Origin of the sequence: Pseudomonas sp. SO81 (genome assembly GCF_030374125.1) — a bacterium.
In the GTDB taxonomy this organism is placed as follows: Bacteria; Pseudomonadota; Gammaproteobacteria; order Pseudomonadales; family Pseudomonadaceae; genus Aquipseudomonas.
Map to the genome: position 1 here is coordinate 2,574,429 of NZ_CP126126.1, position 23,957 is coordinate 2,598,385.

Annotated in this window: 26 protein-coding genes; 12 read left to right on the plus strand and 14 right to left on the minus strand. The window is 67.7% G+C overall.

What is annotated here, in order from left to right; translation table 11 throughout:
* The first annotated feature begins 108 nt into the window (after nucleotides 1–108).
* Nucleotides 109–1,530 (plus strand): DASH family cryptochrome, encoded by a 1,422-nt coding sequence (locus OH686_RS11910; RefSeq protein ID WP_289532799.1) that lies wholly within the window; start codon nucleotides 109–111, stop codon nucleotides 1,528–1,530.
* A gap of 23 nt (nucleotides 1,531–1,553) precedes the next feature.
* On the opposite strand, the gene OH686_RS11915 is transcribed toward OH686_RS11910, so the two are convergent.
* The 5 genes from OH686_RS11915 to OH686_RS11935 all read right to left on the minus strand — a co-directional run bounded on the left by OH686_RS11915 (nucleotide 1,554) and on the right by OH686_RS11935 (nucleotide 6,270).
* A complete protein-coding gene (locus OH686_RS11915) occupies nucleotides 1,554–3,482 on the minus strand; it encodes a GGDEF domain-containing protein (RefSeq protein WP_289532801.1) in 1,929 nt (642 codons plus the stop codon).
* 24 nt (nucleotides 3,483–3,506) lie between these two features.
* On the minus strand, nucleotides 3,507–4,352 hold the full coding sequence (locus tag OH686_RS11920; RefSeq protein WP_289532803.1) for an endonuclease/exonuclease/phosphatase family protein: 846 nt from the start codon (nucleotides 4,350–4,352) through the stop codon (nucleotides 3,507–3,509).
* A 10-nt stretch (nucleotides 4,353–4,362) separates the two neighbouring features.
* Nucleotides 4,363–4,992 (minus strand): thiol:disulfide interchange protein DsbA/DsbL, encoded by a 630-nt coding sequence (locus OH686_RS11925; protein WP_137973840.1) that lies wholly within the window; start codon nucleotides 4,990–4,992, stop codon nucleotides 4,363–4,365.
* Nucleotides 4,993–5,281: 289 nt separating this feature from the next.
* Nucleotides 5,282–5,932 (minus strand): c-type cytochrome, encoded by a 651-nt coding sequence (locus tag OH686_RS11930; protein WP_289532806.1) that lies wholly within the window; start codon nucleotides 5,930–5,932, stop codon nucleotides 5,282–5,284.
* A gap of 44 nt (nucleotides 5,933–5,976) precedes the next feature.
* Nucleotides 5,977–6,270 (minus strand): c-type cytochrome, encoded by a 294-nt coding sequence (locus tag OH686_RS11935; protein WP_289532808.1) that lies wholly within the window; start codon nucleotides 6,268–6,270, stop codon nucleotides 5,977–5,979.
* Between the two features lie 202 nt (nucleotides 6,271–6,472).
* Between OH686_RS11935 and yihA the strand changes: the two genes are divergently transcribed.
* Nucleotides 6,473–7,123, plus strand: a complete 651-nt coding sequence (gene yihA / locus OH686_RS11940) for a ribosome biogenesis GTP-binding protein YihA/YsxC (protein ID WP_289532810.1) — start codon at nucleotides 6,473–6,475, stop codon at nucleotides 7,121–7,123.
* 313 nt (nucleotides 7,124–7,436) lie between these two features.
* Here the strand turns inward: yihA and polA are convergent, their stop codons facing one another.
* Nucleotides 7,437–10,208, minus strand: coding sequence for a DNA polymerase I (gene polA, locus OH686_RS11945; RefSeq protein WP_289532812.1), 2,772 nt, complete (start codon nucleotides 10,206–10,208; stop codon nucleotides 7,437–7,439).
* A 74-nt stretch (nucleotides 10,209–10,282) separates the two neighbouring features.
* Here polA and OH686_RS11950 point away from each other — a divergent pair, with 74 nt between their 5' ends.
* Together OH686_RS11950 and OH686_RS11955 are read left to right on the plus strand one after the other, a co-directional pair.
* The gene (locus tag OH686_RS11950; RefSeq protein WP_137973845.1) at nucleotides 10,283–10,567 is read left to right on the plus strand and encodes a DUF2782 domain-containing protein; all 285 of its coding nucleotides are present in this window, start codon (nucleotides 10,283–10,285) and stop codon (nucleotides 10,565–10,567) included.
* 6 nt (nucleotides 10,568–10,573) lie between these two features.
* On the plus strand, nucleotides 10,574–11,524 hold the full coding sequence (locus OH686_RS11955; RefSeq protein ID WP_137973846.1) for a homoserine kinase: 951 nt from the start codon (nucleotides 10,574–10,576) through the stop codon (nucleotides 11,522–11,524).
* Here the strand turns inward: OH686_RS11955 and OH686_RS11960 are convergent.
* On the minus strand, nucleotides 11,507–11,845 hold the full coding sequence (locus tag OH686_RS11960) for a hypothetical protein (protein ID WP_289532814.1): 339 nt from the start codon (nucleotides 11,843–11,845) through the stop codon (nucleotides 11,507–11,509). The genes OH686_RS11955 and OH686_RS11960 overlap by 18 nt on opposite strands.
* Before the next feature lie 9 nt (nucleotides 11,846–11,854).
* The gene (locus OH686_RS11965; RefSeq protein ID WP_289532815.1) at nucleotides 11,855–12,760 is read right to left on the minus strand and encodes a zinc ABC transporter substrate-binding protein; all 906 of its coding nucleotides are present in this window, start codon (nucleotides 12,758–12,760) and stop codon (nucleotides 11,855–11,857) included.
* A gap of 64 nt (nucleotides 12,761–12,824) precedes the next feature.
* On the opposite strand from OH686_RS11965, the gene OH686_RS11970 reads away from it, so the two are divergent.
* From OH686_RS11970 to OH686_RS12000, 7 genes are all read left to right on the plus strand, one after another.
* Nucleotides 12,825–13,325: a Fur family transcriptional regulator gene (locus OH686_RS11970; RefSeq protein WP_192398914.1), complete on the plus strand. Its 501-nt coding sequence runs from the start codon at nucleotides 12,825–12,827 to the stop codon at nucleotides 13,323–13,325.
* Nucleotides 13,322–14,113, plus strand: coding sequence for a zinc ABC transporter ATP-binding protein ZnuC (gene znuC, locus OH686_RS11975; protein ID WP_289532818.1), 792 nt, complete (start codon nucleotides 13,322–13,324; stop codon nucleotides 14,111–14,113). The genes OH686_RS11970 and znuC overlap by 4 nt, the downstream gene beginning before the upstream one ends.
* Nucleotides 14,113–14,901, plus strand: coding sequence for a zinc ABC transporter permease subunit ZnuB (gene znuB, locus OH686_RS11980; RefSeq protein ID WP_289532819.1), 789 nt, complete (start codon nucleotides 14,113–14,115; stop codon nucleotides 14,899–14,901). Before znuC ends, znuB begins: the two co-directional genes overlap by 1 nt.
* Before the next feature lie 53 nt (nucleotides 14,902–14,954).
* On the plus strand, nucleotides 14,955–15,974 hold the full coding sequence (locus OH686_RS11985; protein ID WP_289532820.1) for a hypothetical protein: 1,020 nt from the start codon (nucleotides 14,955–14,957) through the stop codon (nucleotides 15,972–15,974).
* Nucleotides 15,975–16,182: 208 nt separating this feature from the next.
* On the plus strand, nucleotides 16,183–17,190 hold the full coding sequence (locus OH686_RS11990; RefSeq protein WP_289532821.1) for a methionine ABC transporter ATP-binding protein: 1,008 nt from the start codon (nucleotides 16,183–16,185) through the stop codon (nucleotides 17,188–17,190).
* Complete coding sequence (locus OH686_RS11995; RefSeq protein WP_289532822.1) at nucleotides 17,190–17,870, plus strand: methionine ABC transporter permease; 681 nt, start codon at nucleotides 17,190–17,192, stop codon at nucleotides 17,868–17,870. The genes OH686_RS11990 and OH686_RS11995 overlap by 1 nt, the downstream gene beginning before the upstream one ends.
* Nucleotides 17,871–17,946: 76 nt before the next feature.
* Complete coding sequence (locus tag OH686_RS12000; protein WP_289532823.1) at nucleotides 17,947–18,726, plus strand: MetQ/NlpA family ABC transporter substrate-binding protein; 780 nt, start codon at nucleotides 17,947–17,949, stop codon at nucleotides 18,724–18,726.
* Between the two features lie 47 nt (nucleotides 18,727–18,773).
* Here the strand turns inward: OH686_RS12000 and OH686_RS12005 are convergent, their stop codons facing one another.
* From OH686_RS12005 to OH686_RS12030, 6 genes are all read right to left on the minus strand, one after another.
* Entirely contained in the window at nucleotides 18,774–19,451 is a 678-nt protein-coding gene (locus OH686_RS12005; RefSeq protein WP_289532824.1) for a hypothetical protein, read from the minus strand.
* A gap of 6 nt (nucleotides 19,452–19,457) precedes the next feature.
* Nucleotides 19,458–20,096: an SCO family protein gene (locus OH686_RS12010; RefSeq protein WP_289532826.1), complete on the minus strand. Its 639-nt coding sequence runs from the start codon at nucleotides 20,094–20,096 to the stop codon at nucleotides 19,458–19,460.
* Nucleotides 20,097–20,166: 70 nt separating this feature from the next.
* Nucleotides 20,167–21,066: a heme o synthase gene (gene cyoE / locus OH686_RS12015; protein ID WP_289532828.1), complete on the minus strand. Its 900-nt coding sequence runs from the start codon at nucleotides 21,064–21,066 to the stop codon at nucleotides 20,167–20,169.
* Between the two features lie 15 nt (nucleotides 21,067–21,081).
* Nucleotides 21,082–22,140, minus strand: coding sequence for a COX15/CtaA family protein (locus OH686_RS12020; RefSeq protein ID WP_289532829.1), 1,059 nt, complete (start codon nucleotides 22,138–22,140; stop codon nucleotides 21,082–21,084).
* A gap of 42 nt (nucleotides 22,141–22,182) precedes the next feature.
* Complete coding sequence (locus tag OH686_RS12025) at nucleotides 22,183–22,764, minus strand: PA_0111/PP_0108 family redox-active disulfide protein (RefSeq protein WP_289532831.1); 582 nt, start codon at nucleotides 22,762–22,764, stop codon at nucleotides 22,183–22,185.
* Entirely contained in the window at nucleotides 22,739–23,494 is a 756-nt protein-coding gene (locus OH686_RS12030; protein WP_289532832.1) for an SURF1 family protein, read from the minus strand. The genes OH686_RS12025 and OH686_RS12030 overlap by 26 nt, the downstream gene beginning before the upstream one ends.
* Before the next feature lie 259 nt (nucleotides 23,495–23,753).
* Between OH686_RS12030 and OH686_RS12035 the strand changes: the two genes are divergently transcribed.
* Nucleotides 23,754–23,957, plus strand: a complete 204-nt coding sequence (locus OH686_RS12035; RefSeq protein WP_192398903.1) for a twin transmembrane helix small protein — start codon at nucleotides 23,754–23,756, stop codon at nucleotides 23,955–23,957.

Here is a 23,957-nt window from a genome sequence, read left to right on the forward strand (position 1 = left end):
ACAATCGCTCGACACTTCGGACACGAGGAAGCGGTGCGGGGACAAACGGCCATGCGCGGCGGTCATAGCAGTCGTATCGTCAATTCATGCCTCCTCGAGGATGACGCCATGCACCGCGTGCTGCTCTGGTTCAAGCAGGATCTGCGCCTCGACGACCACCCGGCCCTGCAGGCCGCCATGGACGCCGACCGGGTACTGCCGCTGTACGTGTTCGACCCCGACCTGCTGCAACCCGGCCCGCTCGGCTGCCGCCGCCTCGGCGTGCACCGCGCGCGCTTCCTGATGGAGAGCCTGGCCGCCCTGGACGGCGAGCTGCGCCAGCGTGGCTCTGGCCTGCTGGTGCTGCAGGGCCAGGCCGAGCAGCTGATCCCGCGCCTGGCCGAGCAGCTCGACCTCGACGAGGTACTGACCCTGGAGGAGATCGCGCCGCAGTCGCGCGCCCAGCTCGAAGCCCTGTGCCAGGCACTCGGCCCGGCACAGCTGCGCGAACTGCCGGGCAATAATTTGCTGCACGCCGCCGACCTGCCCTGTGCGCCCAGCGAACTGCCGCAGGTGTTCAGCCAGTTCCGCGAGCGCATCGAGCAGCGCCTGCCGGTCTTCCAGCCGCGCCCGGCGGCAATGCGCCTGCCGCCCCTGCCGGACAACGCCAGCGCCTATTTCGCCGCCTTGCCCAGCCTGTCTCAGCTCGGCCTCGGCGAGCCGCTCAGCGTACCCAACAGCGCCTTCCCCTTCTCCGGCGGCGAGCCGGCGGCCCAGGCACGCCTGCGCGACTACCTGTGGCTGACCCAGGGCGTGCGCAGCTATCGCGAGACACGCAACGGCATGATCGGCAGCGAGTACTCGTCCAAACTCTCGCCCTGGCTGGCCAACGGCGCACTCTCGCCGCGGCGGGTTGTGGCCGAGCTGCGCCGTCACGAGTCGCAGTACGGGCAGAACGACTCGACCCGCGCCCTGTGGCAGGAAATGCTCTGGCGCGAGTTCTTCCGCTGGACCCTGGTGCGCCACGGCGAGGCGCTGTTCCGCGCCGACGGGCTGAAGGCCACGGCACGCGCGCCACAGCAGCTGGATGAGCGCTTCGAACAGTGGTGCCAGGGGCGCACCGGCATGCCCCTGGTGGACGCCAACATGCGCGAGCTGGCCGCCACCGGCTTCATGTCCAACCGCGGCCGGCAGATAGTCGCCAGCTACCTGGTCGGCAACTTGCAGCAGGACTGGCGGCACGGCGCCGCCTGGTTCGAGGAACATCTGCTCGACTACGACCCGGCCAGCAACTGGGGCAACTGGGCCTACCTGGCCGGCGTCGCCAGCGACCCGCATCGCCAGCACCTGGCCAACGCCCTGCGCCAGGCCCGCCAGTACGACCCCAGCGCCGCTTACGTCAGCCTGTGGCTGCCGGAGCTGCGCGACGTGCCGCAGCACCTGCGGCACACGCCGTTCCTGCTGCCGCATCTGCAGCTGGATGCCATGGGCTATCCGCGCCTGGAGCGTATTCCGGAGGACTGGAAACCTTATCTGCCGAGCGCGGCCTAGCGCCCGATCACCGAGGGCCTGGGCTAGCCCAGCTCGACGCGGTTGCGTCCCTGGCGCTTGGCCTTGTACAGCGCCTGGTCGGCGCGGCCGAAGGCGGTCTCGCTGCTCTCGCCGGGCAGGAAGGCGGTCAGACCGCCCGATAAGGTGATGGTCACCGGCTCGCCACGGAAGTGGAACGGGCAGGACTCGATGGCACCGCGTAGGGTTTCCAGCAGCTGCTGGCCGCCCTCCAGCGGCGTGCTCGGCACCAGCAGGACGAACTCCTCGCCGCCGAAGCGGGCGAGGAAATCGGTCTTGCGCAGGCGCTTGAGCAGCTCGCCGGCGATGATCTTCAGCACCTTGTCGCCGGCCAGGTGACCATAGCCATCGTTGATGCGCTTGAAGTGGTCGATGTCGAGCACCGCCAGTAGCAGCTCGCCGCCGTAGCGGCGCCAGCGCGCCACCTCCAGCTCCAGGCGCTCGGCCCAGCCGGCGCGGTTGGCCAGGCCGGTGAGCGGATCGGTCAGGGCCTTCTGTCGCTGCTCCTCGAGGTGATCGCGGAAACCCTGGGCCTCCTGCTCCATCTCGGCGACCCGCTGGGACAATGCGCGCAGGCGCTGCGCTACTTCTTCCTCGCGCCCCTCGCGCTGGCGCTGGTGATCGCCCACCGTGCTGAGCAGGCCGTCCAGGCGCTGTTCCAGGGCGCGCTTGAGGCTGGGCAGGTCGACCGCCTCCTGCACGCTGGCCTGCAAGCCGCTGACCTGGTCGCGCAGTTCCTGGTTGAAGTTGCGCGCGCTCTCCACCGACTCGCTGTAGCCCTCGTGGGCCTCGGTGAGGGTGCCGAGGAAGGCGGCCAGGCGCTCGTTGAGCTGCTTGAGATAGCCGGCGAACTCGCGCTGACCACTGTCGGTGACGGCCAGCACCAGCACCGCCAGGTCGTCCAGCAGCGGCACCAGCTCGTACCAGTTCAAGCCGCCACGCATGCGCTCGCGCAGGGCCTCGCCCTGGGGCTGGTGGTGCTCCGGCAGCTCCAGCTCGTCGAGCAGGCCCAGCAGGCTGTCGGCGATATGTGGCGCCACGGCGCTGTAGCCCGGCTCCGGACGCTCGGGCAGGGCGAAGGCGGGGTCGCCGTCGCCGGTGATGATGCGTGCGTCCAGCGGCAGGCTGTCCAGGCTGGCAGCCGAAGGCGCGGCGCGGGTTGCCGATGGAGCGGCGGCTGGCTGCGGCTGGCCGGGCTCGGCCCGCTCGATGGTCTGCTCAACGACAACGGGGTTGGCAGAGGCTGCCGGCTGTGGCGCTGCGGGGGCCATCGGAGCCGGTTCGACAACGGGCGCCGCCTGAGCCGGCGCCGGGGTGGCTTGCGCGGGTGGCTCATCGTCCTCGAGTTCGAAGTCCTGCTCGCTGGCGGGTTGTGTCTTGGGCTGCTCGGTCGGCGCATCACCGCGCGCCTCGTCGCGGCCGCCGAACAGGCGTTGCAGCAGGCCGGGGCGCGCCACCTGATCGCTGCCCAGCACGCTCAGGGTCTTGCCCTGCAGGCTGCTCAGTTCGGCCAGCAACGCCGGCAGTTCGCGAGACTGGCTGGCGCGCTCCTCGATGCGCTTGGAGAACTGCTTGAGTGCCTTGCGCACCTCGCGCGGCGGATCGAGCGCCAGCAGCTGCTGGGTCAGCCCGGTGATGCCGGCGACGTTCTGCTCGACCCGTTGCTGGCGGCGGTGCTCGGAGTCCAGTACCGCCTTCTCCAGGCGCGGGATCAGGGCCGAGAGGCCGTTGTCCATCTGCTCGCTGCGGATCAGGTCACGCAGCTCCTGCATGCACTGGTCCACCGCCTTGTCGCTGCCCTCGGCCGCCAGGGAGCTGCGCACCAGGCCGCGGCGCAGCAGGTCGAGACGCTCGTTCCAGCGCTGCTCCTGCAGCTCCTGCTGCTCCAGGCTCTCCAGGTACTTGGCTTTCCAGCGCTGGGCATCATCGGTCATGGTGGCGATCCAGTGGCAAAGCCACTACAGCATAGGCAGGTTGAGGCCGGTCGGCAGGCGGATATCCACCGCCACCGGCAAATGATCGGAGATCGGCTGACTGAGCACGGCGACCCGCTCCAGCACCAGCTCCGGACTCAGCAGAATATGATCCAGACAGCGCTGCGGACGCCAGCTGGGAAAGGTCGCGTCGATCTGCGGGGCGACCAGGCCCAGGTCGCGCAGCGGCGAGTGCTGCAGCAGATCGATGGCGTGGGTGTTCATGTCGCCCATCAGCACCACGTGGCGAGCGCCGTCGATCAGCTCGCGCACGTAGGCCAGCTGGCGGGTGCGGGTACGCGGCCCCAGGGCCAGGTGCATGTTGATCACCACCAGCGCATCCGCGCCCTCGCCGAACTTCAGCAGCACGGCGCCGCGCCCCGGCGGGCCGGGTAGCGGGTGATCCTCCAGCTGGTCGGGACGCAGCCGGCTGAGCACGCCATTGCTGTGCTGGGCCAGGCGGCCGAGGTTGCGATTGAGCTGTTGGTACCAGTAGGGGAAGGCGCCTAGCTCGGCCAGGCGCTCGACCTGGTTGACGTAGCCCGAGCGCAGGCTGCCGCCATCCACTTCCTGCAGGGCGACCAGGTCATAGTCGCCGAGCAGCGCGCCGATCCGTTGCAGATTGCCGGCCCTGCCAGGGTGCGGCAGCAGATGCTGCCAGCCACGGGTCAGGTAGTGATGGTAACGCTCGGTGCTGATGCCGACCTGGATGTTGAAGCTGAGCAGGCGCAGGCGGCCATCGCCACAGTGGCTGCCGGAGTCCGCGCAAAGACCGTTGACCTGCGTCTGGCGCAGGCCCGCGGAACGCCCGGAACTCCAGCGGCGCAGCATGGTTAGGTACTCAGTTGGCGGAACGCTCTTTCTGGATCAGGAAGTCGGCGACGCCCAGGGTCTCTTTCGGACCACCGGAGGAGCCCACGTCGAAACGGTACTTGCCGTTGACGATCAGCACCGGCACGCCGGTGATCTGGTAGGACTTCGCCAGCTGCTTGGCCTTGCCCATCAAGCCTTTGACGGCGAATGAGTTGAAGGTGCTGATGAACTTGTCTTTGTCCACGCCCTGGCTGGCGAGAAACTCGGCCATCTCTTCCGGAGTTTGCAGCTGCTTGGGATTGCCATGCAGTTTCTCGAAGATCGCATGGTGAACCTTCTGTTCCACACCCATGGACTGGAGGGTGATGAACATCTGGCCGTGTGCGTCCCACAGGCCACCGAACAGGGCGGGGATGCGCACGAAGTTGACGTCTTCCGGCAGCTTCTCGACCCAGGGGTTGAGGGTCGGCTCGAACTGGTAGCAGTGCGGGCAGCCGTACCAGAACAGCTCGACCACCTCGATCTTGCCCGGCTGGGAAACCGGTACCGGGCTGCTCAGCTCGGCGTACTGGCGGCCGGCTTCGATGCTCTCGGCCTGGGCGCCCAGGCCCAGCAGGCTGAGGCTGGCGAAGGCGGCGCTGAGAATCAGGTTACGCATGCAGAACTCCTTGACGATGGGAACCGCGCAGGCGGACGCGGCTCGGTTCGACCGGCGGCGCAGCGGCGGGTTCCGGCATTGTAGCGGCAGCACCAACGAAAAAGGGTGGCCGTGGCCACCCTTTTGTTTCCGCTTGTCAGCGCTGCACAGAACTCGTTTACGATCTCGCGGGCTAGAGAAAGACAAGGCGGAAGCGGCTGAGGAAGCGGAGTTTACATGTCGTAAATGAGCATTCCGAAGCCGCTTTCAACGCAGTCTTTCCGACGCGCAGCAGATCGTAATCGGGTTCTTAGTGCAGGCCCTGGATGTAGCTGGATACCGCTTCGATGTCCTTGTTGCTCAGCTTGGCGGCGATGGCGCGCATGATCATCGCGTCGCCGTCGTTGGTGCGGTTGCCTTCGCGGAAGTCGGTCAGCTGCTTGGCCACGTAAGTCGCATGCTGGCCGCCCAGTTTGGGGAAGCTGGCAGCCGCCAGGCCGGCGCCGTTCGGCGAGTGGCAACCGGTGCAGGCCGGCATGCCCTCGGCGATCTTGCCGCCGCGGAACAGAGCCTCGCCACGTTCGACCAGCTTGGGATCGGCGGCGCCGACGCTCATCTGCTGGGAAGCGAAATAGGCTGCGATGTCGGCCAGATCCTGCTCGCTGAGGTTGTCCAGCAGACCGGTCATCTCCAGCACCTTACGGCCAACGCCCGGCTCGGCAGTCGGCGAGGAGCCGGCCTTGATGTCGTGCAGCTGCTTCAGCAGGTAACGCTCGCCCTGACCGGCCAGCTTGGGGAAGTTCGGCGCGGCGCTGTTGCCGTCGGCACCGTGGCAGGCGCCACAGACAGCCGTCTTGGCCTTGCCGGCTTCGGCATCGCCGACGATCTTGCCAGCGTCGGCGGCTTGCGCGGCCACGGAGACACCCAGGCTCAACAGGAGACTCACGAGTACTTTGTTCATCAGCTAATCCAATAACGGCTAGAGGTAATTAGGTTCTTACGGGACTACTCGCTCATCAACTTGATGACGGCCTGGTAGTCCTCGGCACTGCAATCCATGCACAGGCCACGGGGTGGCATGGCATTCAAACCGTTGGTGACGCTCAGCACCAGCGCGTCCATACCCTTGGCCACGCGTGGTTCCCAAGCTGCCTTGTCGCCTCGTTTGGGCGCCATCGGCAGTTGACCATTGTGGCAGGCCGCACAGGCCTTGGCATAAACCGCTTCGGGATCCTGCGCCGCATTCGCGGCACCCGACAACCACAGCAACGCCGCGCCGACGATCAGCACTTTATTCATAGCCTAACCTCATCAGGGAGGGAACGGCCTGCGTCTAGTCGCGCAGCGTGTTCTGTCTCGTTCCCGGCGGAAGGACAAAGCGCACACAAAATCTGCGGCATTATATACTGGCGTCGCTGAAACGGAAGCGACAGCATGCCGCGCCCCGGGGCCTCCCGGGCCGTCGCCGAGCGCTCCGGCTCCCCGCCCATACGGACTCCCCATGTCATCCAAGAATCCCATTCTCGGCCTGTGCCAGCAGGCAACCTTCCTCATCAGCGCCGCCAAGGTCGACCAGTGCCCGGACGACCAGGGCCTGGAAGTGGCCTTCGCCGGCCGCTCCAATGCCGGCAAGTCGAGCGCGCTGAACACCCTGACCCACGCCAGCCTGGCGCGCACCTCGAAGACACCGGGGCGCACCCAGTTGCTCAACTTCTTCCGCCTGGACGATGAGCGCCGCCTGGTCGACCTGCCCGGCTACGGCTACGCCAAGGTGCCGATCCCGCTCAAGCAGCACTGGCAGAAGCACCTGGAAGCCTACCTGGGCAGCCGCGAGAGCCTGTGCGGGCTGGTGCTGATGATGGACATCCGCCACCCGCTGACCGAGTTCGACTGCATGATGCTGGACTGGTCCAAGGCCAGCGGCATGCCGCTGCATATCCTGCTGACCAAGGCCGACAAGCTGACCTTCGGCGCCGCCAAGAATGCCCTGCTCAAGGTGCGTCAGGAGATCCGCAAGGAGTGGGGCGACGACGTCGCCAGCATCCAGCTGTTCTCGGCTCCCAAGCGCATGGGCGTGGAGGAGGCACAGCTGGTGCTGGCCCAGTGGCTGGGGCTGATCGAGGACGAGGAAGAGGCCGGCGAACAGGCTTGAGTCGCAGGCAACCTTTGCCGCCGCTTGCGTCGACTGACGTGGCCGACACGCAGAAAATCGCGGGCAAAAAAAACCCCGGGCTTCGTATGGGGAGGGAGAAGACCGGGGTTCAATTCTGAACCGCTAGGGCGGGGTTCAGAGATCTGCCAACACTAAAACACAGCTAGGAGCATCGAAAGGCACGCATGCCATTCGTGATCTCTGACTGGCCAATCTGGCGGTTAGTTCAGTTTTTCTTAAATCGCATTGCCATAAGCATGCGGTGATAAATTCGAAAAGCGGCATAAGACGTGCGACCTTATGCCGCAGCCGATCAATGCGCCTCGTCCCAGTTGTCGCCCACCCCGGCCTCGACCACCAGCGGCACATCCAGCGCCGCGGCACCGCTCATCAGCGGCAGCAGACCCGCCCTGAGCGCCTCCACCTGATCCTCGCGCACCTCCAGCACCAGTTCGTCGTGAACCTGCAGGATGACTTTCGCATCCAGCCCGGACTGCGGCAGCCACTGGTCCACGGCGACCATCGCGCGCTTCATGATGTCCGCCGCCGTGCCCTGCATCGGCGCGTTGATCGCGGTGCGTTCAGCGCCCTTGCGCAGCGCCGGGTTCTTCGCGTGGATATCCGGCAGGTACAGACGGCGGCCGAACAGGGTCTCGACATAGCCCTGCTGGGTGGCCTGCTCACGGGTGCGCTCCATGTAGGCCAGCACCCCGGGATAGCGGGCGAAGTAGCGGTCGATATAGGCCTGGGACTGCTTGCGGTCGACGCCGATCTGCTTGGCCAGGCCGAAGGCGCTCATGCCGTAGATCAGGCCGAAGTTGATCGCCTTGGCGCTGCGCCGCTGGTCGTTGGTCACCTGCTCCAGCTCGACCCCGAACACTTCGGCGGCGGTGGCGCGGTGCACGTCGCGGTCGTGGCGGAAGGCATCCAGCAGGCCCTCGTCCTTGGCCAGGTGGGCCATGATGCGCAGCTCGATCTGCGAGTAGTCCGCCGACATCAGCTTGTAGCCCTTGGGCGCCACGAAGGCCTGGCGGATGCGCCGGCCCTCAGCGGTGCGGATCGGGATGTTCTGCAGGTTCGGGTCGGTCGACGACAGCCGCCCGGTGGCCGCCACCGCCTGGTGGTAGCTGGTGTGGATGCGCCCGGTGCGCGGGTTGATCTGCTCCGGCAGGCGGTCGGTGTAGGTGCTCTTCAGCTTGCTCAGCGAGCGGTACTGCATGATCACCTTGGGCAGCTCGTAGTCCTGCTCGGCCAGCTCGGCCAGCACATTCTCGGCGGTGGACGGCTGGCCGGTAGCGGTCTTGCTCAGCACCGGCAGGCCGAGCTTTTCATAGAGGATGGCGCCGAGCTGCTTGGGCGAACCGAGGTTGAACTCCTGCTCGGCGATGGCATAGGCCTCGCGCTCCAGGCCGATCATCTTCTCGCCCAGCTCCAGGCTCTGCTGACCGAGCAGCTTGGCGTCGACCAGCGCGCCGTTGCGCTCGATGCGCGCCAGCACCGGCACCAGCGGCATCTCGATCTCCTTGAGCACCTTGACCAGCGCCGGCGTCGCCGACAGCTTGGCCCACAGGGTCTGATGCAGACGCAGGGTCACATCAGCATCCTCGGCCGCGTAGGGGCCGGCCTGCTCGATGGCGATCTGGTCGAAGGTCAGCTGCTTGGCGCCCTTGCCGGCGATGTCCTCGAAACGGATGGTGCTGTGCTCGAGATACTTGAGCGCCAGGCTGTCCATGTCGTGACGGGTCGCCGTGGAATCCAGCACATAGGACTCGAGCATGGTGTCGAAGGCGAGGCCCTGCATCTCAATGGGCGAGGTGGCGTTGGCCAGCACGTTCATGTCGTACTTGGCGTGCTGGCCGACCTTGGCCTTGGCCGGGTCCTCGAGAATCGGCTTGAGCGCGCGCAGCACGGCGTCGCGGTCGAGCTGCTCGGGCACGCCCATATAGGAATGCGCCAGCGGCACGTAGGCCGCCTCGCCGGCGGTGACGGCGAACGACACGCCGACCACCTGGGCCTGCTGCGGGTCGAGGCTGGTGGTCTCGGTGTCGAAGGCGATCAGCTCGGCCTGCTCCAGCTTCTTCAGCCAGGCATCGAACTGCGCCTGCTCCAGCACCGTCTCGTAGTTGCTGGCCACGGCCGGCGTCTCGCTCAGCGGGCCCTCGTCGAACAGGCCGCCGCTGATCGGCGGGGCCGGCGGGTTCTTGGCCTTCTCGCGCAGCAGCTCGTCCTGCCAGCTCTTGAACTCCAGCTCGGTGTAGAGCTGCAGCAGCGCCTCGCGATCCGGCTCGCCGGGATGCAGGTCGTCGATCTGGATGTTCAGCTCGACGTCGGTCTTGATGGTCGCCAGCTGATAGGAGAGGAAGGCCATGTCCTTGTGCTCGGCCAGCTTGGCCGGCAGGGTCTTGGCGCCACGGATCGGCAGCTCGGGCACCTTGTCGAGGTTGGCGTAGAGCACCTCCAGGCCGCCGCCGACGCCGACCAGCAGGCCCAGCGCGGTCTTCTCGCCGACGCCCGGCACGCCGGGAATGTTGTCGACCTTGTCGCCCATCAGCGCCAGGTAGTCGATGATCAGCTCGGGGCCGACGCCGAACTTGGCCTTCACCCCATCGATGTCGTAGACGCTGCCGGTCATGGTGTTGACCAGGGTGACGTGCGGGCAGACCAGCTGGGCCATGTCCTTGTCCCCGGTGGAGATCACCACGTCGCGGCCGAGGGCCGCGCACTGGCGCGCCAGGGTGCCGATCACGTCATCGGCCTCCACACCCTCGACGCACAGCAGCGGGTAGCCGAGCGCACGCACGCTGGCGTGCAGCGGCTCGACCTGGCCACGCAGGTCCTCCGGCATCGGCGGGCGGTTGGCCTTGTACTCGGCGAACATGGCGTCGCGGAAAGTGCCGCCCTTGGCGTCGAAGACCACGGCGAAGGGGCTGTCCGGATACTGCTTGCGCAGGCTCTTGAGCATGTTCAGCACGCCCTTCACCGCGCCGGTCTGCAGACCCTTGGAGGTGGCCAGCGGCGGCAGGGCATGGAAGGCGCGGTACAGATACGAGGAGCCATCGACCAGAACCAGAGGGGCGTTGGACATACGCGAGATCAACCTTTTGCCGGGGGCGAGCGCTAGAATGTGCGCATCAACCTGAAGAAAGGGACAAGGTTACCATGCGCCTGCTCACCCGCCTGACTCTGGCCACCCTGCTGGCCGCCAGCCCCGCGCTCGCCCTGGCCGAGGACGAAGTCACCGGCGACCCGGACGTGACCATCCGCCAGGATGGCGACAAGACCATCACCGAGTACCGGCAGAACGGCTTCCTCTACGCCATCAAGGTCACGCCCAAGAACGGCAAGCCGTACTTCCTGGTGCGCGCCGACGGCAGCGAAGGCAACTTCATCCGCTCCGATCAACCGGACATGCTGATTCCCGCCTGGGAAATCTTCAGCTGGTAAAACGCCATGTCGGTCTTCACGCCCCTCGAACGCCATGAACTGGAAGTTTTCCTCGAACCCTACGGCCTGGGCCGTCTGAAGGATTTCCGCGGCATCGCCGCCGGCACCGAGAACAGCAATTTCTTCGTCAGCCTGGACGGTGGCGAGTTCGTGCTGACTCTGGTGGAGCGTGGTCCGCGGGCCGACATGCCGTTCTTCATCGCGCTGCTCGAACGCCTGCACCAGGCCGGCCTGCCGGTGCCCTACGCGGTGCCGACGCAGAATGGCGAGGCGCTGCGCGAACTGGCGGAAAAGCCGGCCATCCTGCAACCGCGCCTGGCCGGCAAGCACGTCAGCCAGCCCAACGCCCACCACTGCGCGGAAGTCGGCACCTGGCTGGCACGCCTGCATCTGGCGACCCGCGACAACATCCTCGAACGGCGCAGCGACCGCGGTCTCGACTGGATGCTGGAAGAGGGCCCGGTACTGGCCCTGGAGCTGCACGACGAGCAGCTGCCGCTGCTGCGCGACAGCCTGCACGAGGTGGGCGAGCTCAAGGCGCGCATCCTCGCCCTGCCGCGGGCCAATCTGCATGCCGACCTGTTCCGCGACAACGCGCTGTTCGACGGCAATCAGCTGGCCGGGGTGATCGACTTCTACAACGCCTGCTCGGGGCCGATGCTCTATGACCTGGCGATCACCCTCAACGATTGGTGCTCCCAGGCCGACGACGATCTGGACCTGGCCCGCGGCCGCGCCCTGCTCGGCGCCTACGCCGCGCTACGCCCGTTCACCCGCGCCGAGGCCGAGCTGTGGCCGGCCATGCTGCGCATCGCCTGCCTGCGCTTCTGGCTCTCAAGGCTGATCGCCGCCCGCCGCTTCCAGGGCCGCGATGTGCTGGTCAAGGACCCGGCCGAATTCCAGCGCCGTCTGGCGCACCGCCAGCAGGTCAGACTGCCGCTACCGTTCGCCCTCTGAGGCCGGCTGCAGGTTGTACAGCCAGCGCTCGCCGCGCGGGTTGTCCACCGGCTGCAGCCGTCCGAACTCGCTCTTGTCGATCAGCAGCTCCAGCTGCGCCTGGGCGTTGTACTCGCAGAAGCGCACACGCAGTCGCGTGCCCGCCGGCAGCTGCAGGCCACCGCCATCGTGCAGGGCCACCTCGGTGCGGTAATCGCGGAAATCACCGGGGCACAGGATGTCCTGCAACCCAGCCTGCCAGCGCGCAGCCTGGTAACCCACCAGCGCACCGACTCCCATCATCACCAGCGTCGCCGCCGGCCAGCGCCATCCCTTGCGCATGTTCACTCCTCAGAGGCTTTCCAGGCAGCCGGCCAGGCCGCGGCCCAGATCGGTCAGCAGCTGTTCGTAACTCGCGGCCTTGGCACCCAGCGCATCCAGCTCGGCCAGCTTCACCGGCAAGCCGGCGGACAGGGTGTCCGCTAGGCGCGGGCGCAGCGGCGGCTCGCTGAACACACAGGCCGGACCGGTGGCCTGTAACCGTTCACGCATCGCCGCCACATGGCGCGCGCCCGGCTGCACCTCGCTGGCGGCGGTGAAGACACCGGCATGCTGCAGGCCGTAGGCGGACTCGAAGTAGTCGAAGGCCTGGTGGAAGACGAAGAACGGCTTGCTGGCCAGCGGCGCCAGACGGGCCTCGAGCGCCGCATCGGCGGCGGACAGGCGTTGCTCGAAGGCCTGCAGGTTGGCCCGATAGCGCGTGGCATTGGCCGGGTCAACAGTGGACAGGTCGGCGGCGATCTTCGCGGCAATCACCCGCGCATTGGCCGGCAGCAGCCACAGGTGGGCGTCCAGGCTGCCGGTGCGATGCTCGTGGTCGTGCTCGTCCGCGCCATGCTCGTCGTGCCGATGCTCGCCTTTGCCCTCGCCGAAGTGGCGTAGGGTCAGGCCCGGCAGGTCCTGTACGGCCACGCTCGGCAGCTCGCGGCCGCTCAGCACGCGCGGCAGGAAGGTCTCCATGTCCGCGCCGATCCAGTACAGCAGGTCGGCGCTCTGCACCCGGCGCACGTCCGACGGACGCAGGGCGAAGTGGTGCGGCGAAGCGCCCGGCGGCAGCAGCACCTCGGGCTGGCCGAGATCGCCCTGCACGGCGGCGGCGATCAGTTGCAGCGGCTTGATGCTGGTCAGCACGCGGACCTCGGCCTGAGCGGCCAGGCTGAGCAGGGAGAAGGCGAGAACAACGAACAGACGCGACACGACGGCAAGACTCGGCAGAAAAAGAGTTATAGAATAACGTCTCTTCACCCGGACGTCCCTCGTCATGTTCAAGCCGCTGACCGACAACACCCCGCTGGCCTGCCTGCCGCACGATCATTCGCGCTGCGTGGCCGCCGCCCTGGCCGAGGCCGAGGCGCTGTGCGCCAAGCAGGGCACGCGCCTGACCGCGCTGCGCAAGCGCGTGCTGGAGCTGGTCTGGGCCAGCCACAAGCCGCTGGGCGCCTACGACATCCTCGGCGTGCTGAGCGACGAGGACGGTCGCCGCGCCGCGCCGCCCACCGTGTACCGCGCCCTGGATTTCCTCCTGGAGAACGGCCTGGTGCATCGCATCGCATCGCTCAACGCCTTTATCGGCTGCGTGCACCCTGGTGAGCTGCACCAGGGCCAGTTCCTCATCTGCCGCAGCTGCCACACCGCCATCGAACTGGAACAGGCGTCGATCAGCCAGGCCATCGTCAGCGGCGCCAGCCAGGTCGGCTTCACCGTGGAGAGCCAGACCGTCGAAGTGGTAGGCCTGTGCGCCGGCTGCCAGGGTCCGCGATGAGCGAGGCGCTGATCCATCTCGACGGCGTCGGCGTCGGCTTCGCCGGCCAGGCGATGTTGCAGGACGTGCAGCTGACCGTGCGCCCCGGCGAGATCGTCACCCTGATCGGCCCCAACGGCGCCGGCAAGACCACCCTGGTACGCACCGTGCTCGGCCTGCTCAAGCCCGACCGCGGCAGCGTGCAGCGCAAGGCGCGCCTGCGCGTCGGCTACATGCCGCAGAAGCTCCACGTGGAGCCGACCCTGCCGCTGTCGGTGCTGCGCTTCCTGCGCCTGGTGCCGGGCGTGGATCGCGCTGCCGCGATGGCCGCGCTGGCCGAAGTCGGCGCCGAGCAGGTGCTGGACAGCCCGCTGCAGAGCATCTCCGGCGGCGAGCTACAGCGTGTGCTGCTGGCCCGCGCCCTGCTGCGCGAGCCGGAGCTGCTGGTGCTCGATGAGCCGGTGCAGGGCGTTGACGTGGCCGGCCAGGCAGAGCTGTACCGCCTGATCACCCGCCTGCGCGACCGCCACGGCTGCGGCGTGCTGATGGTGTCCCACGACCTGCACCTGGTGATGAGCACCACCGACCAGGTGGTCTGCCTGAATCGCCACGTGTGCTGCTCCGGCCACCCGGAACAGGTCAGCAACGACCCGGCCTTCGTCGAGATGTTCGGCCAGGACGCCAAGAGCCTGGCCATCTACCACCACCACCACGACCACAGCCACGACCTGCACGGCGCGGTGGTCGAGGCGCCCGGCCTGACCATCCACGGCCCGGCCCACGTGCACGGCCCGGGGTGCAAGCACTGATGCCCGATTTCCTCTTCAACGCATTGCTCGCCGGCCTGGCCCTGGCCCTGGTGGCCGGCCCGCTCGGCTCCTTTGTGGTGTGGCGGCGCATGGCCTACTTCGGCGACACCCTCTCGCATGCCGCCCTGCTCGGCGTGGCCCTGGGCTTCCTGCTCGACCTCAGCCCGACTCTGGCGGTCACCGTCGGCTGCCTGCTGCTCGCCGTCCTGCTGGTCGCCCTGCAGCAGCGCCAGGCGCTGGCCTCGGACACCCTGCTCGGCATCCTGGCGCCGACTACCCTGTCGCTGGGGCTGGTGGTGCTGAGCTTCATGGACGAGGTGCGCATCGACCTGATGGGCTATCTGTTCGGCGACCTGCTGGCCGTCGGCAGCGGCGACCTGGCCTGGATTCTCGGCGGCTGCGCCCTGGTCCTGGCCCTGCTGCTGCCGTTGTGGCGGCGCCTGCTGGCGATCACCGTGCACGAAGAGCTGGCGCGGGTCGAAGGCCTGCCGGTGGCGGCCCTGCGCCTGGCGCTGATGCTGCTGATCGCGGTGGTCATCGCGGTGGCCATGAAGATAGTCGGGGTGCTGCTGATCACCTCGCTGCTTATCATTCCGGCCGCCGCCGCCCAGCGCCATGCGCGCACTCCGGAACAAATGGCGATCGGCGCCAGCTTGCTCGGCATGCTCGCGGTAGCCGCGGGCTTGAGCCTTTCCTGGTTCCAGGACACGCCAGCCGGGCCTTCTATCGTGGTATCAGCGGCAGCAATTTTCCTCATAGGCTTTGCCCTGCCCCGTCGGGCCCGTTAGCATTGGGCGTTTTTTGCCCAATCCAAAACGCACCGAAACCAACGGGTCACATGATGAACAAGGGAAGCTATCGTTATCTCGCCGCGCTCGGCCTCGGCCTGCTGCTGGGCGAAGCCCGTGCCGAATATTGGACCGTGGATGAACTGGTAAAGGACTTCAGCCAGATCTCCGCACAGATCTCCCGCGGTGAGTTGCAGGCCGCCGAGAGCGGCCTCAATACCCTGCGCCAGCACACCGCCAGCAACGATGTACGCATCGGCCAATACCAGCGCGAGCTGGCCAATGCCTACCTGAAACAGGGCCGCCAGCAGCTGCAGGCCGGCAACGCCGCCGCAGCCAACGCCACCCTGAGCCAAGGCCAGCAACACCTGAGCGCGGCCTCCCCGGCGCTGAAGCAGGAATACCAGGCCAGCCTGGCCGCCAGCGCCGCCGAGAGCGGTGCCAAGCCGGCAGCAGTGGCCGCAGCCAAACCGCAAGCGCAGCCAGCCCCCGCCCCCGCTCCGGCTCCGGCCAAGGTCGCGGCCAAGCCGGCGGTGGCCGCCGTGGTCGAGAACCCCGCAGAGCGTCGCGAGGACGTCGAGCGCCGCCTGCAGGAAGCCGAGGCGATTATCGCCAAGAAGGAGGCCGAGCGCGCCCGCCAGCAGAAGTTGGCCGAGGAAAAGGCCGCCGCCGAACGCGAGGCCCGTGCCCAGCAGGCCGCAACCGCGCAACCTGCCGCCGCCCCAGCGCCTGCAGTCGCCAAGGTCGAAGCCGCCAAGCCGGCCGTGGCCGCCGCGCCCCGTGCACGCCTGATCGATCCGGCGGCCGCCAGCAGCAGCGTGCCCATGCCGATGCTCGATGCCAATGATCGCGACAGCCTGCGCAACCTGCTGGACCAGGTGGCCGCCGACGTGGTGGCCTTCGATTGCGCGGTGCGCCTGGAAGTGCGCGAGGCCAAGGACTATCCCTTCGTCGCCGCCCTGCTCTCGGCGCGGATCAAGAAGCTCGACCCGGCCTTCGCCCCGCAGTTCTCGCCGGTATTGAAGCCGGATCAGGAGCCGCGCCTGGTGCTGAGCCCGCAAAGCAACGGCTGATTGCCAGTTGTGTCACCACGGCCGCCCACGAGGCGGCCGTTTCGCTCTTATTCCCTTCTGAAAACAATTCAGGCCAATAAAGACTAAGAGCGCATAAACAAAGCGGCTAAAATGCGCGGCTTTCGGCCAACCGCCTACGCTTGCTGAAATCGCCGGTCCCACCTCCACGCCGGCAGACAGCCTTTAACGTACCCACAAGGTTCGCTCCGTGATCGAGTTTCACCACGTCAACAAGACCTATCGGGTCGCCGGGCGCGATGTGCCCGCCTTGCAGCCCACCAGCCTGCGCGTCGAGCGCGGCCAGGTGTTCGGCCTGATCGGCCACTCCGGCGCCGGCAAGAGCACCCTGCTGCGCCTGATCAACCGCCTGGAAGAACCCAGCGGCGGTCGCATCGAGATCGATGGCGAAGATGTCACCGCGCTGGATGCCAACGGTCTGCGCCGCTTCCGCCGCCAGGTCGGGATGATCTTCCAGCACTTCAACCTGCTGTCGTCGAAGACCGTCGCCGCCAACGTGGCCATGCCCCTGGAGCTGGCCGGCGAGCTGAGTCGCGAGCAGATCACCCAGCGCGTCGCCGAACTGCTGGCCCGCGTCGGCCTCAGCGATCACGCCAACAAGTTCCCGGCGCAGCTGTCCGGCGGTCAGAAGCAGCGCGTCGGCATCGCCCGCGCCCTGGCCACCCGACCGAAGATCCTGCTGTGCGACGAGGCCACCAGCGCCCTCGATCCGCAGACCACCGGCCAGGTCCTGCAGCTGCTGGCCGAGATCAACCGCGAGCTGGGCCTGACCATCGTCCTCATCACCCACGAGATGGACGTGATCCGCCGGGTCTGCGACCAAGTGGCGGTGATGGACGCCGGCACCATAGTCGAGCAGGGCCCGGTGGCCCAGGTGTTCCTCCACCCGCAGCACCCGACCACGCGCCGCTTCGTGCAGGAAGACGAGCACATCGACGAGAACGAGCAGCGCGACGACTTCGCCCATGTCAGCGGCAGGATCCTGCGCCTGACCTTCCAGGGCGACGCCACCTACGCGCCGCTGCTCGGCACCGTGGCCCGCGAGACCGGGGTCGACTACAGCATCCTTGCCGGGCGCATCGACCGCATCAAGGACACGCCCTACGGCCAGCTGACCCTGGCCCTGACCGGCGGCGACATCGACGCCGCGCTGGCGCGCTTCGGCGCCGCCGACGTGCACTTGGAGGTACTGCGCTGATGCTCGAGCAACTGCTGGCCAACTGGCTACCGAATGTCGACTGGGAGGAGATCGGCTACGCCAGCCTCGACACCCTCCATATGCTCGGCGGCGCCACGCTATTTACCGTACTTCTGGGGCTTCCCCTGGGCGTGCTGTTGTTCCTCACCGGCCCGCGGCAGATGTTCGAGCAGCGCGCGCTGTACGGCGTGCTGTCGCTGGTGGTGAACGTGCTGCGCTCGGTGCCGTTCGTGATCCTGCTGATCCTGATGATCCCGCTGACCGTGCTGATCACCGGCACCTCGCTGGGCGTCGCCGGCGCCATCCCACCGCTGGTGGTGGGCGCCACGCCGTTCTTCGCCCGTCTGGTGGAGACCGCCTTGAGAGAGGTGGATCGCGGCATCATCGAGGCGACCCAGGCGATGGGCGCCAGCACCCTGCAGATCATCTTCCGCGCCCTGCTGCCGGAGGCGCTGCCGGGACTGATCGCGGCCACCACCGTGACCGCCATCACCCTGGTCTCCTACACCGCCATGAGCGGCCTGATCGGCGGCGGCGGCCTCGGCGACCTGGCCGTGCGCTACGGCTACCAGCGCTACCAGCCGGACGTGATGGCGGTGACCGTCATCCTCCTGCTGATCCTGGTGCAGGTCCTACAGATGGTCGGCGACAAACTGGTCATCCACTTCTCGCGCAAGTAATCAATTCGCACCACCTAGAACAGCGGGCGACCGGCCACCCGTCGAACCCCGCGCCATATCCCACAAGGAGCTGAACATGAAGAAACTGCTGACTGCCCTGGCCGCCGCTGCGGCCCTCACCTCCGCCGCCGCCCAGGCTGGCGAGATCAGCGTCGCGGCCACCGCCGTGCCGCACGCGGAGCTCCTCGAATTGGTCAAACCGGCCCTGGCCAAGGAAGGCGTCGACCTCAAGATCAAGGTCTTCACCGACTACGTGCAGCCGAACGTGCAGGTCGCCGAAGGCCGCCTGGACGCCAACTTCTTCCAGCACCAGCCGTACCTGGACGAGTTCAATGCCTCGCGTGGCACCCAGCTGGTGAGCATCGCCGGCGTGCACGTCGAGCCCTTCGGCGCCTACTCCAGCAAGATCAAGAAGCTCGCCGATCTGCCGCAAGGCGCCCAGGTCGTAATCCCCAACGACGCCACCAACGGCGGCCGCGCCCTGCTGCTGCTGCAGAAGGCCGGTGTGATCAAGCTGAAGGCCGACGCCGGCATCACCGCCACCGTCAAGGACATCGCCGAGAACCCGAAGGGCATCAAGGTGCGTGAACTGGAAGCGGCCACCCTGCCGCGCGTCCTGGCCCAGGTCGACCTGGCCCTGATCAACACCAACTACGCCCTGGAAGCCGGCCTCAATCCGACCCAGGACGCCCTGGCGATCGAAGGCTCCGACTCGCCGTACGTGAACATTCTGGTGACCACCAGCGAGAAGAAAGACAACGCCGACCTGCAGAAGCTGGCCAAGGCTCTGCACACCCCGGAAGTGAAGAAATTCATTGCCGACAAGTACAAGGGTGCCGTGGTCCCGGCGTTCTGATCGCCGTCAGCCGCCAAGAAAAAGCCCGCTCATCGAGCGGGCTTTTTTCATTCTGGCTGGCGCCACAACCACAGCGCCAGCCAGAGGAACCAGAGTAGAGCGAGTAGCGAGGCGGGCATGCTCCAGTTCATCGCCCGCTCGGAGAAGCCGTCGTGGCCCTGCAGCAGGGCGGACAGCAGGTTGGCGCCGCCGGCCAGCAGCACACCGAGCGCCAGGCCGCGCGGCGCGGGGCGGCTCAGCCACAGCGCCGGCGCATAGAACAGCAGGCTGGTGGCGAAGCTCAGGCCGAACAGCGCGGCCAGGCCCGCCTCGATCTGCCGCACGCCGAAGGTGGCGGCGAACAGCTGGCTCCTGAGCGGCTCCTCGGCCCGCGCCCACTGATCGACCATCAGTTTCAACGCCACCCCATCCACCGCCTGCAGGGCAAAAGCCAGGGCCAGACTGGCCACGGCACAGGCGGCGCCGGACAGTGCCCAGACCCCGGCCTTGCCATCGCGCAGGCGCCAGGCCAGGGCCAACAGGGCGAGCACACCGAGCAGCACGCCCAGCAACTGGATCAAGTGGCTGCTCAGCCAGTGGTGGTCGGCGGCGTATTCGGCGAAGGCCGCGGCGGCGTCCCAGGGCGGCGCCTGCATCGGATGCAGAATGGTGCCCAGCATCAGCAACACTGCGCCGAGCAGGGCGGCCACGGCGCCCAGGCGCGAGGAGTACCGCGTATCGGGCATGGCGCCTCAGCTACCGCTCTGCAGCAGGCTCGGCAGTTGCTCGGCCAGCTTGTCGTTGTGCACCGGCGCGCGGATGAAGCCGCGCTGGGTGCCGTCGGGGCCGATGATCACCAGGTTGCCGCTGTGGTCGACGGTGTAGTTTTCCTTGCTGGTATCGGCCGGGATATAGGGAATGCTCACCGCCGCCGCCAGCTTCTGCAGGTCTTCCTGGCTGCCCGTCAGGCCGAGGAAGGCCGGGTCGAAGAAGCCCAGATATTTCTTCAGCTGCTCCGGGGTATCGCGGTGCGGGTCGACCGTCACCAGCACCACGCGCAGCTTGTCCTTGGCCTCGGCCGGCAACATGCCCTGCAACTGGCGCAGCTGGGCCAGGGTGGCCGGACAGATGTCCGGGCAGAAGGTGTAGCCGAAGAACAGCAGACTCCACTTGTCCTTCAGTTGATCGACCTGCAGCGCCTGGCCGTTCTGGTCGGTCAGCGCCAGCGAGGGCAGGCTGCGGCTCTGCGGCAACAGGACGATGCCGGCATCCAGCAGCGCCACCTTGTCGGTGCCGTCGCCCTTGCTGTTGAGCACCTTGTTGACGGTGAGGCCCAGTACCAGGGCGACCAGGGCGGCGAGGACGACGACGGTTTTCTGCGTACGACTCATGAACTCTCTCTTGGAAGCGGCGGGCGGCGCGCGAGTCTCGCGGCCGCCCAGGGATGCGGCGGGGTTGCGCTCAGAGGTTGAGCAGCAGGTAGTGGTCCGCCAGCAGGGCGATGAACAACAGGAACAGGTACCAGATACTGTACTTGAAGGTGTTGATCGCGGCGTGCGGCCGGCTGTCACGGTACAGCACCCAGGCCCAGAACATGAAGCGCCCGCCGAGCACCAGCGCGGCGGCGAGATAGAGCGGTCCGCTCATGTGGATGGCGTAGGGCATCAGGGTCACGGCCAGCATCACGGCGGTGTACAGCAGGATGTGCACCTTGGTGTAGTGCTCGCCGTGGGTCACCGGCAGCATGGGGATGTCGGCCTTGGCGTATTCCTCCTTGCGGTGGATGGCCAGGGCCCAGAAGTGCGGCGGCGTCCAGGCGAAGATGATCAGCACCAGCAGCAGCGGCTCGGCACTGATATGCCCGGTGACCGCGACCCAGCCGAGCAGCGGCGGCGCGGCACCGGCCAAGCCGCCAATCACGATGTTCTGCGGCGTGGCGCGCTTGAGAAAGCCGGTGTAGAGCACCGCATAGCCGAGCAGCGAGGCCAGGGTCAGCCAGGCGGCCAGCTCGTTGGTGAAGCTGAGCAGCAGCGCCATCCCGGCCACCGCCAGCAGCAGGGCGAAGCCCAGTGCCGCTACCGGCGACAGGCGCCCGGCAGTGACCGGACGCTTGTGGGTGCGCGCCATGATCGAGTCGATGCGTCGGTCGACCACGTGGTTGACCGCCGCCGCCGCGCCGGCGCACAGGCCGATGCCGAGGTTGCCGAACACCAGCACGGTCCAGGGCACGCCGGCGCGGGTGGCGAGGAACATGCCGACCAGCGAGGTGATCAGCATCAGCAGCACCACCCGGGGCTTGGTCAGCTCCAGGTAGTCGCGCCAGCTGGCGGATTCGGAGTGGGCTCGCAGCGCAGTAGCCATGGCGTATCTCCTTGCTTATTTACCCAGCGGAGCGAGGCGGGCGTCGGCCAGGTCGGCCTCCACGCGCTGGCTCGCCGCCAGGGGAACCGCCCGCAGGCGATAGTTGATCAGGACCAGCACCAGCAGCAGCGCGGCGCCACCGGCGTTGTGCGCCACGGCCACGGCCAGCGGCAGGTGCAGCAGCACGTTGCTCACGCCCAGGCTGACCTGCGCGGCCAGCGCCAGCAGCAACAGGCCGGCCAGACGACCGAGCCCCGCGGCGCGCAGGCGCCAGGCCAGCAGCAGCAGAACCAGGCTGAGCGCCACGGCGCCCAGCCTGTGGGTCATATGGATGGCAGTGCGGGCGTCGCTGTCGAGCTGGCCACCTAAGTAGTTGGGGCCGATGTGCTGGGTCAGGTGGAAGCCGTTGGCGAAGTCCATCGCCGGCCACCATTGGCCATGGCAGGTCGGCAGATCGACGCAAGCCACCGCCGCGTAGTTGGAGCTGACCCAGCCGCCCAGAGCGATCTGGCAGCCCGCCAGCACCAGCGCCACGCCGGCCAGCGCGCGCAGGCGCAGGGAAAGTCCGGGCAACACCGGCAGCGCGCCGGACAGGCGCAGGCTGAGCAGGAACAACAGGGCCAGGGTGGTGAAGCCGCCGAGCAGGTGGGCCGTGACCACCTGCGGCCACAGCTTGAGGGTGACCGTCCACATGCCGAAGGCGGCCTGGGCGATGACCACGCCGAGCAGCAGCAGCGGCAGCTTCAGCGGCTGGCCATCGGCACCGCGCCGGCGCAACGCCTGCACGGCCAAGCCGAGGATGACCAGGCCGAGGGTGCCGGCGAAGTAGCGGTGGACCATCTCGTTCCAGCCCTTTTCCACCTCCACCGGCGCCTCGGGGAAGCGCACCTCGGCCAGGGTCTGCTTGTGCTCGCTCATCGGCACGCCGATGAAGCCGTAGCAGCCCGGCCAGTCCGGGCAGCCGAGGCCGGCGTGGGTCAGGCGGGTATAGGCACCGAGCAGCACCACCACCACCGCCAGGGCGGTGGCGAACAGGGCCAGGCGGTAGCCGGGCAGGGTCTTGCGTTCACTCATCCGGGGCCTCTCTTGTTGTTATGGGCCGGCAGTCGGAGTCGGTCAGCCGATCTGCGACAGCTTCAGCAGCAGGCGCAGGTCGTTGAGAATGTCCTTGCCCTTGGTCTTGCCGTCGTAGCGCAGCACCAGGTTGCCGTTCGGGTCGACTATCCACAGCTGGGCGCCTTCGCCAGCCGGCACGGCTTTGTGGTAGCGCAGGGTATCCAGCGAGTAGCGCCCCAGCTGCGGATATTCACGCTGCAGCTGCTGGTCGTAATCGGCCGCCAGCGGCTGGGCCACGGCCAGGCCATGCACGGCGCGGGTGGCATCGCGATTCAGACCGATATGGATCTGCCGGGCGGTGTAGACCAGCTGGCGACAGTCGTCGGCACAATCCCCGGGCGTGGTGACCAGCAGTTGCCAGCGCTCCTGGGCAGCGCCCTGCACGCCGATATCGGCCAGCTGGCTGCCGTCGCCGATCAGGGCGCCATGGTAGTTGCGCGCATCCGGCACCCAGAAGCGCCACTGGTACATGGCGGTGGCGAGAATCATCGGGCCGATCGCCACCAGCAGCAGCAGAATCAGCTGCCAGCGCCCGCGGGCGCGCGCCGGTTGCGCCTCAGGAGTGGAAAGGGCCGGATTCATGGCTGGGCTCATGCTGTTTCTCCCGCGCGGTCTGTCTTGAATTGTGAATGCCGAGATAGAGGTAGAGGCCGATCAGGGCGGCGGCCAGGGCGAACCACTGCACGGCGTAACCGGTGTGTTTCTCCGGACCCATGGCCACCAGCGGCCATTCGGCCTGGTAGGCGGCGGGGCCGGGCTCCAGGCGCACTTCGTAGGCCATGCCGCCGCGGCCGAGCTGGCGCCACAGGCGCTCCGGCTCGACGGCGGTGATCAGCCGCGGCCAGGCGCCGCCGGCCGGATCGGCCTGCAGCTGGAAGGCTTCGCCGACCGGCACGTGGACCCGCGCCACCAGCTCCAGCGGCTGCTCGGGCGTGGTGAAAGCAGGAGGATTGCGCCGGTCCGGCCAGGGCAGCCAGCCGCGGTTGACCAGCAGCCACAGGCCGCTGGGTTGGTCGTAGAAGGGTTGCAGCAGCTCGACGCCGACCTGGCCGCCACGCTGGCGATTGTCCAGCAGCAGGCTGTGGCGTTCGTCGAACTGCCCTTGCAGGCGGACGCGCAGATGGGCGAGGTCGGAGCGCCGTTCCAGCTCGGTCACGGCAATGGGCTCGGCGTGCTGACGCGCCTCGAAACCGGCGAGCAGGGCGCGCTTCTCCTCGGCACGCACCAGTTGCCAGAAACCCAGGCCGACCAGCAGCGGCAGCAGCAGGGCCACCACGACGCTGGGCAACACGCCCGGGCGAAAGCCGTTCAAGGCCTTCCCCCGAAAGTTAGGGTCTGCTCTTGCTCCGACGCGAGCCGCGTTGCCGCAGCATAGTTCGCCAGGCTAGGCGCGGGACGCAGGCAATGGTCGCTCCCTTGGCAAGTCCCGCAACAACGCATGGCGAACTTTGCTGCGCAACCCGTAGGGCCGGGCCAGTTTTTGCGCGGTCGTGTCGGAGCAAGAGCCGACCCTAGATACGGCTGGCTATACTGGAACTGCACACCATCTCCCCCATCCCCCGGAGTCACGCATGCTCAAGGCCGCGATCATCCTCCTACTGCTGGCCACCCTGGTCAGCCTGTTCAGCGGCCTGTTCTTCCTGGTCAAGGACGAGGGCCGCGGTTCGCGGGTGGTCAACGCCCTGACCGTCCGCGTGATCCTGGCCGCCGCTACCCTGGCCTTGATCTCCTGGGGCTTCTTCAGCGGCCAGCTGGTTTCTCATGTCACCTGGTGA

Coding starts and splice junctions, on each gene's coding strand:
- OH686_RS11910 (WP_289532799.1), top strand. CDS start 109: ATGCACCGCGTGCTGCTCTGGTTCAAGCAGGATCTGCGCCTCGACGAC.
- OH686_RS11915 (WP_289532801.1), bottom strand. CDS start 3,482: ATGACCGATGATGCCCAGCGCTGGAAAGCCAAGTACCTGGAGAGCCTG.
- OH686_RS11920 (WP_289532803.1), bottom strand. CDS start 4,352: ATGCTGCGCCGCTGGAGTTCCGGGCGTTCCGCGGGCCTGCGCCAGACG.
- OH686_RS11925 (WP_137973840.1), bottom strand. CDS start 4,992: ATGCGTAACCTGATTCTCAGCGCCGCCTTCGCCAGCCTCAGCCTGCTG.
- OH686_RS11930 (WP_289532806.1), bottom strand. CDS start 5,932: ATGAACAAAGTACTCGTGAGTCTCCTGTTGAGCCTGGGTGTCTCCGTG.
- OH686_RS11935 (WP_289532808.1), bottom strand. CDS start 6,270: ATGAATAAAGTGCTGATCGTCGGCGCGGCGTTGCTGTGGTTGTCGGGT.
- yihA (WP_289532810.1), top strand. CDS start 6,473: ATGTCATCCAAGAATCCCATTCTCGGCCTGTGCCAGCAGGCAACCTTC.
- polA (WP_289532812.1), bottom strand. CDS start 10,208: ATGTCCAACGCCCCTCTGGTTCTGGTCGATGGCTCCTCGTATCTGTAC.
- OH686_RS11950 (WP_137973845.1), top strand. CDS start 10,283: ATGCGCCTGCTCACCCGCCTGACTCTGGCCACCCTGCTGGCCGCCAGC.
- OH686_RS11955 (WP_137973846.1), top strand. CDS start 10,574: ATGTCGGTCTTCACGCCCCTCGAACGCCATGAACTGGAAGTTTTCCTC.
- OH686_RS11960 (WP_289532814.1), bottom strand. CDS start 11,845: ATGCGCAAGGGATGGCGCTGGCCGGCGGCGACGCTGGTGATGATGGGA.
- OH686_RS11970 (WP_192398914.1), top strand. CDS start 12,825: ATGTTCAAGCCGCTGACCGACAACACCCCGCTGGCCTGCCTGCCGCAC.
- znuC (WP_289532818.1), top strand. CDS start 13,322: ATGAGCGAGGCGCTGATCCATCTCGACGGCGTCGGCGTCGGCTTCGCC.
- znuB (WP_289532819.1), top strand. CDS start 14,113: ATGCCCGATTTCCTCTTCAACGCATTGCTCGCCGGCCTGGCCCTGGCC.
- OH686_RS11985 (WP_289532820.1), top strand. CDS start 14,955: ATGAACAAGGGAAGCTATCGTTATCTCGCCGCGCTCGGCCTCGGCCTG.
- OH686_RS11995 (WP_289532822.1), top strand. CDS start 17,190: ATGCTCGAGCAACTGCTGGCCAACTGGCTACCGAATGTCGACTGGGAG.
- OH686_RS12000 (WP_289532823.1), top strand. CDS start 17,947: ATGAAGAAACTGCTGACTGCCCTGGCCGCCGCTGCGGCCCTCACCTCC.
- OH686_RS12005 (WP_289532824.1), bottom strand. CDS start 19,451: ATGCCCGATACGCGGTACTCCTCGCGCCTGGGCGCCGTGGCCGCCCTG.
- OH686_RS12010 (WP_289532826.1), bottom strand. CDS start 20,096: ATGAGTCGTACGCAGAAAACCGTCGTCGTCCTCGCCGCCCTGGTCGCC.
- cyoE (WP_289532828.1), bottom strand. CDS start 21,066: ATGGCTACTGCGCTGCGAGCCCACTCCGAATCCGCCAGCTGGCGCGAC.
- OH686_RS12020 (WP_289532829.1), bottom strand. CDS start 22,140: ATGAGTGAACGCAAGACCCTGCCCGGCTACCGCCTGGCCCTGTTCGCC.
- OH686_RS12025 (WP_289532831.1), bottom strand. CDS start 22,764: ATGAATCCGGCCCTTTCCACTCCTGAGGCGCAACCGGCGCGCGCCCGC.
- OH686_RS12035 (WP_192398903.1), top strand. CDS start 23,754: ATGCTCAAGGCCGCGATCATCCTCCTACTGCTGGCCACCCTGGTCAGC.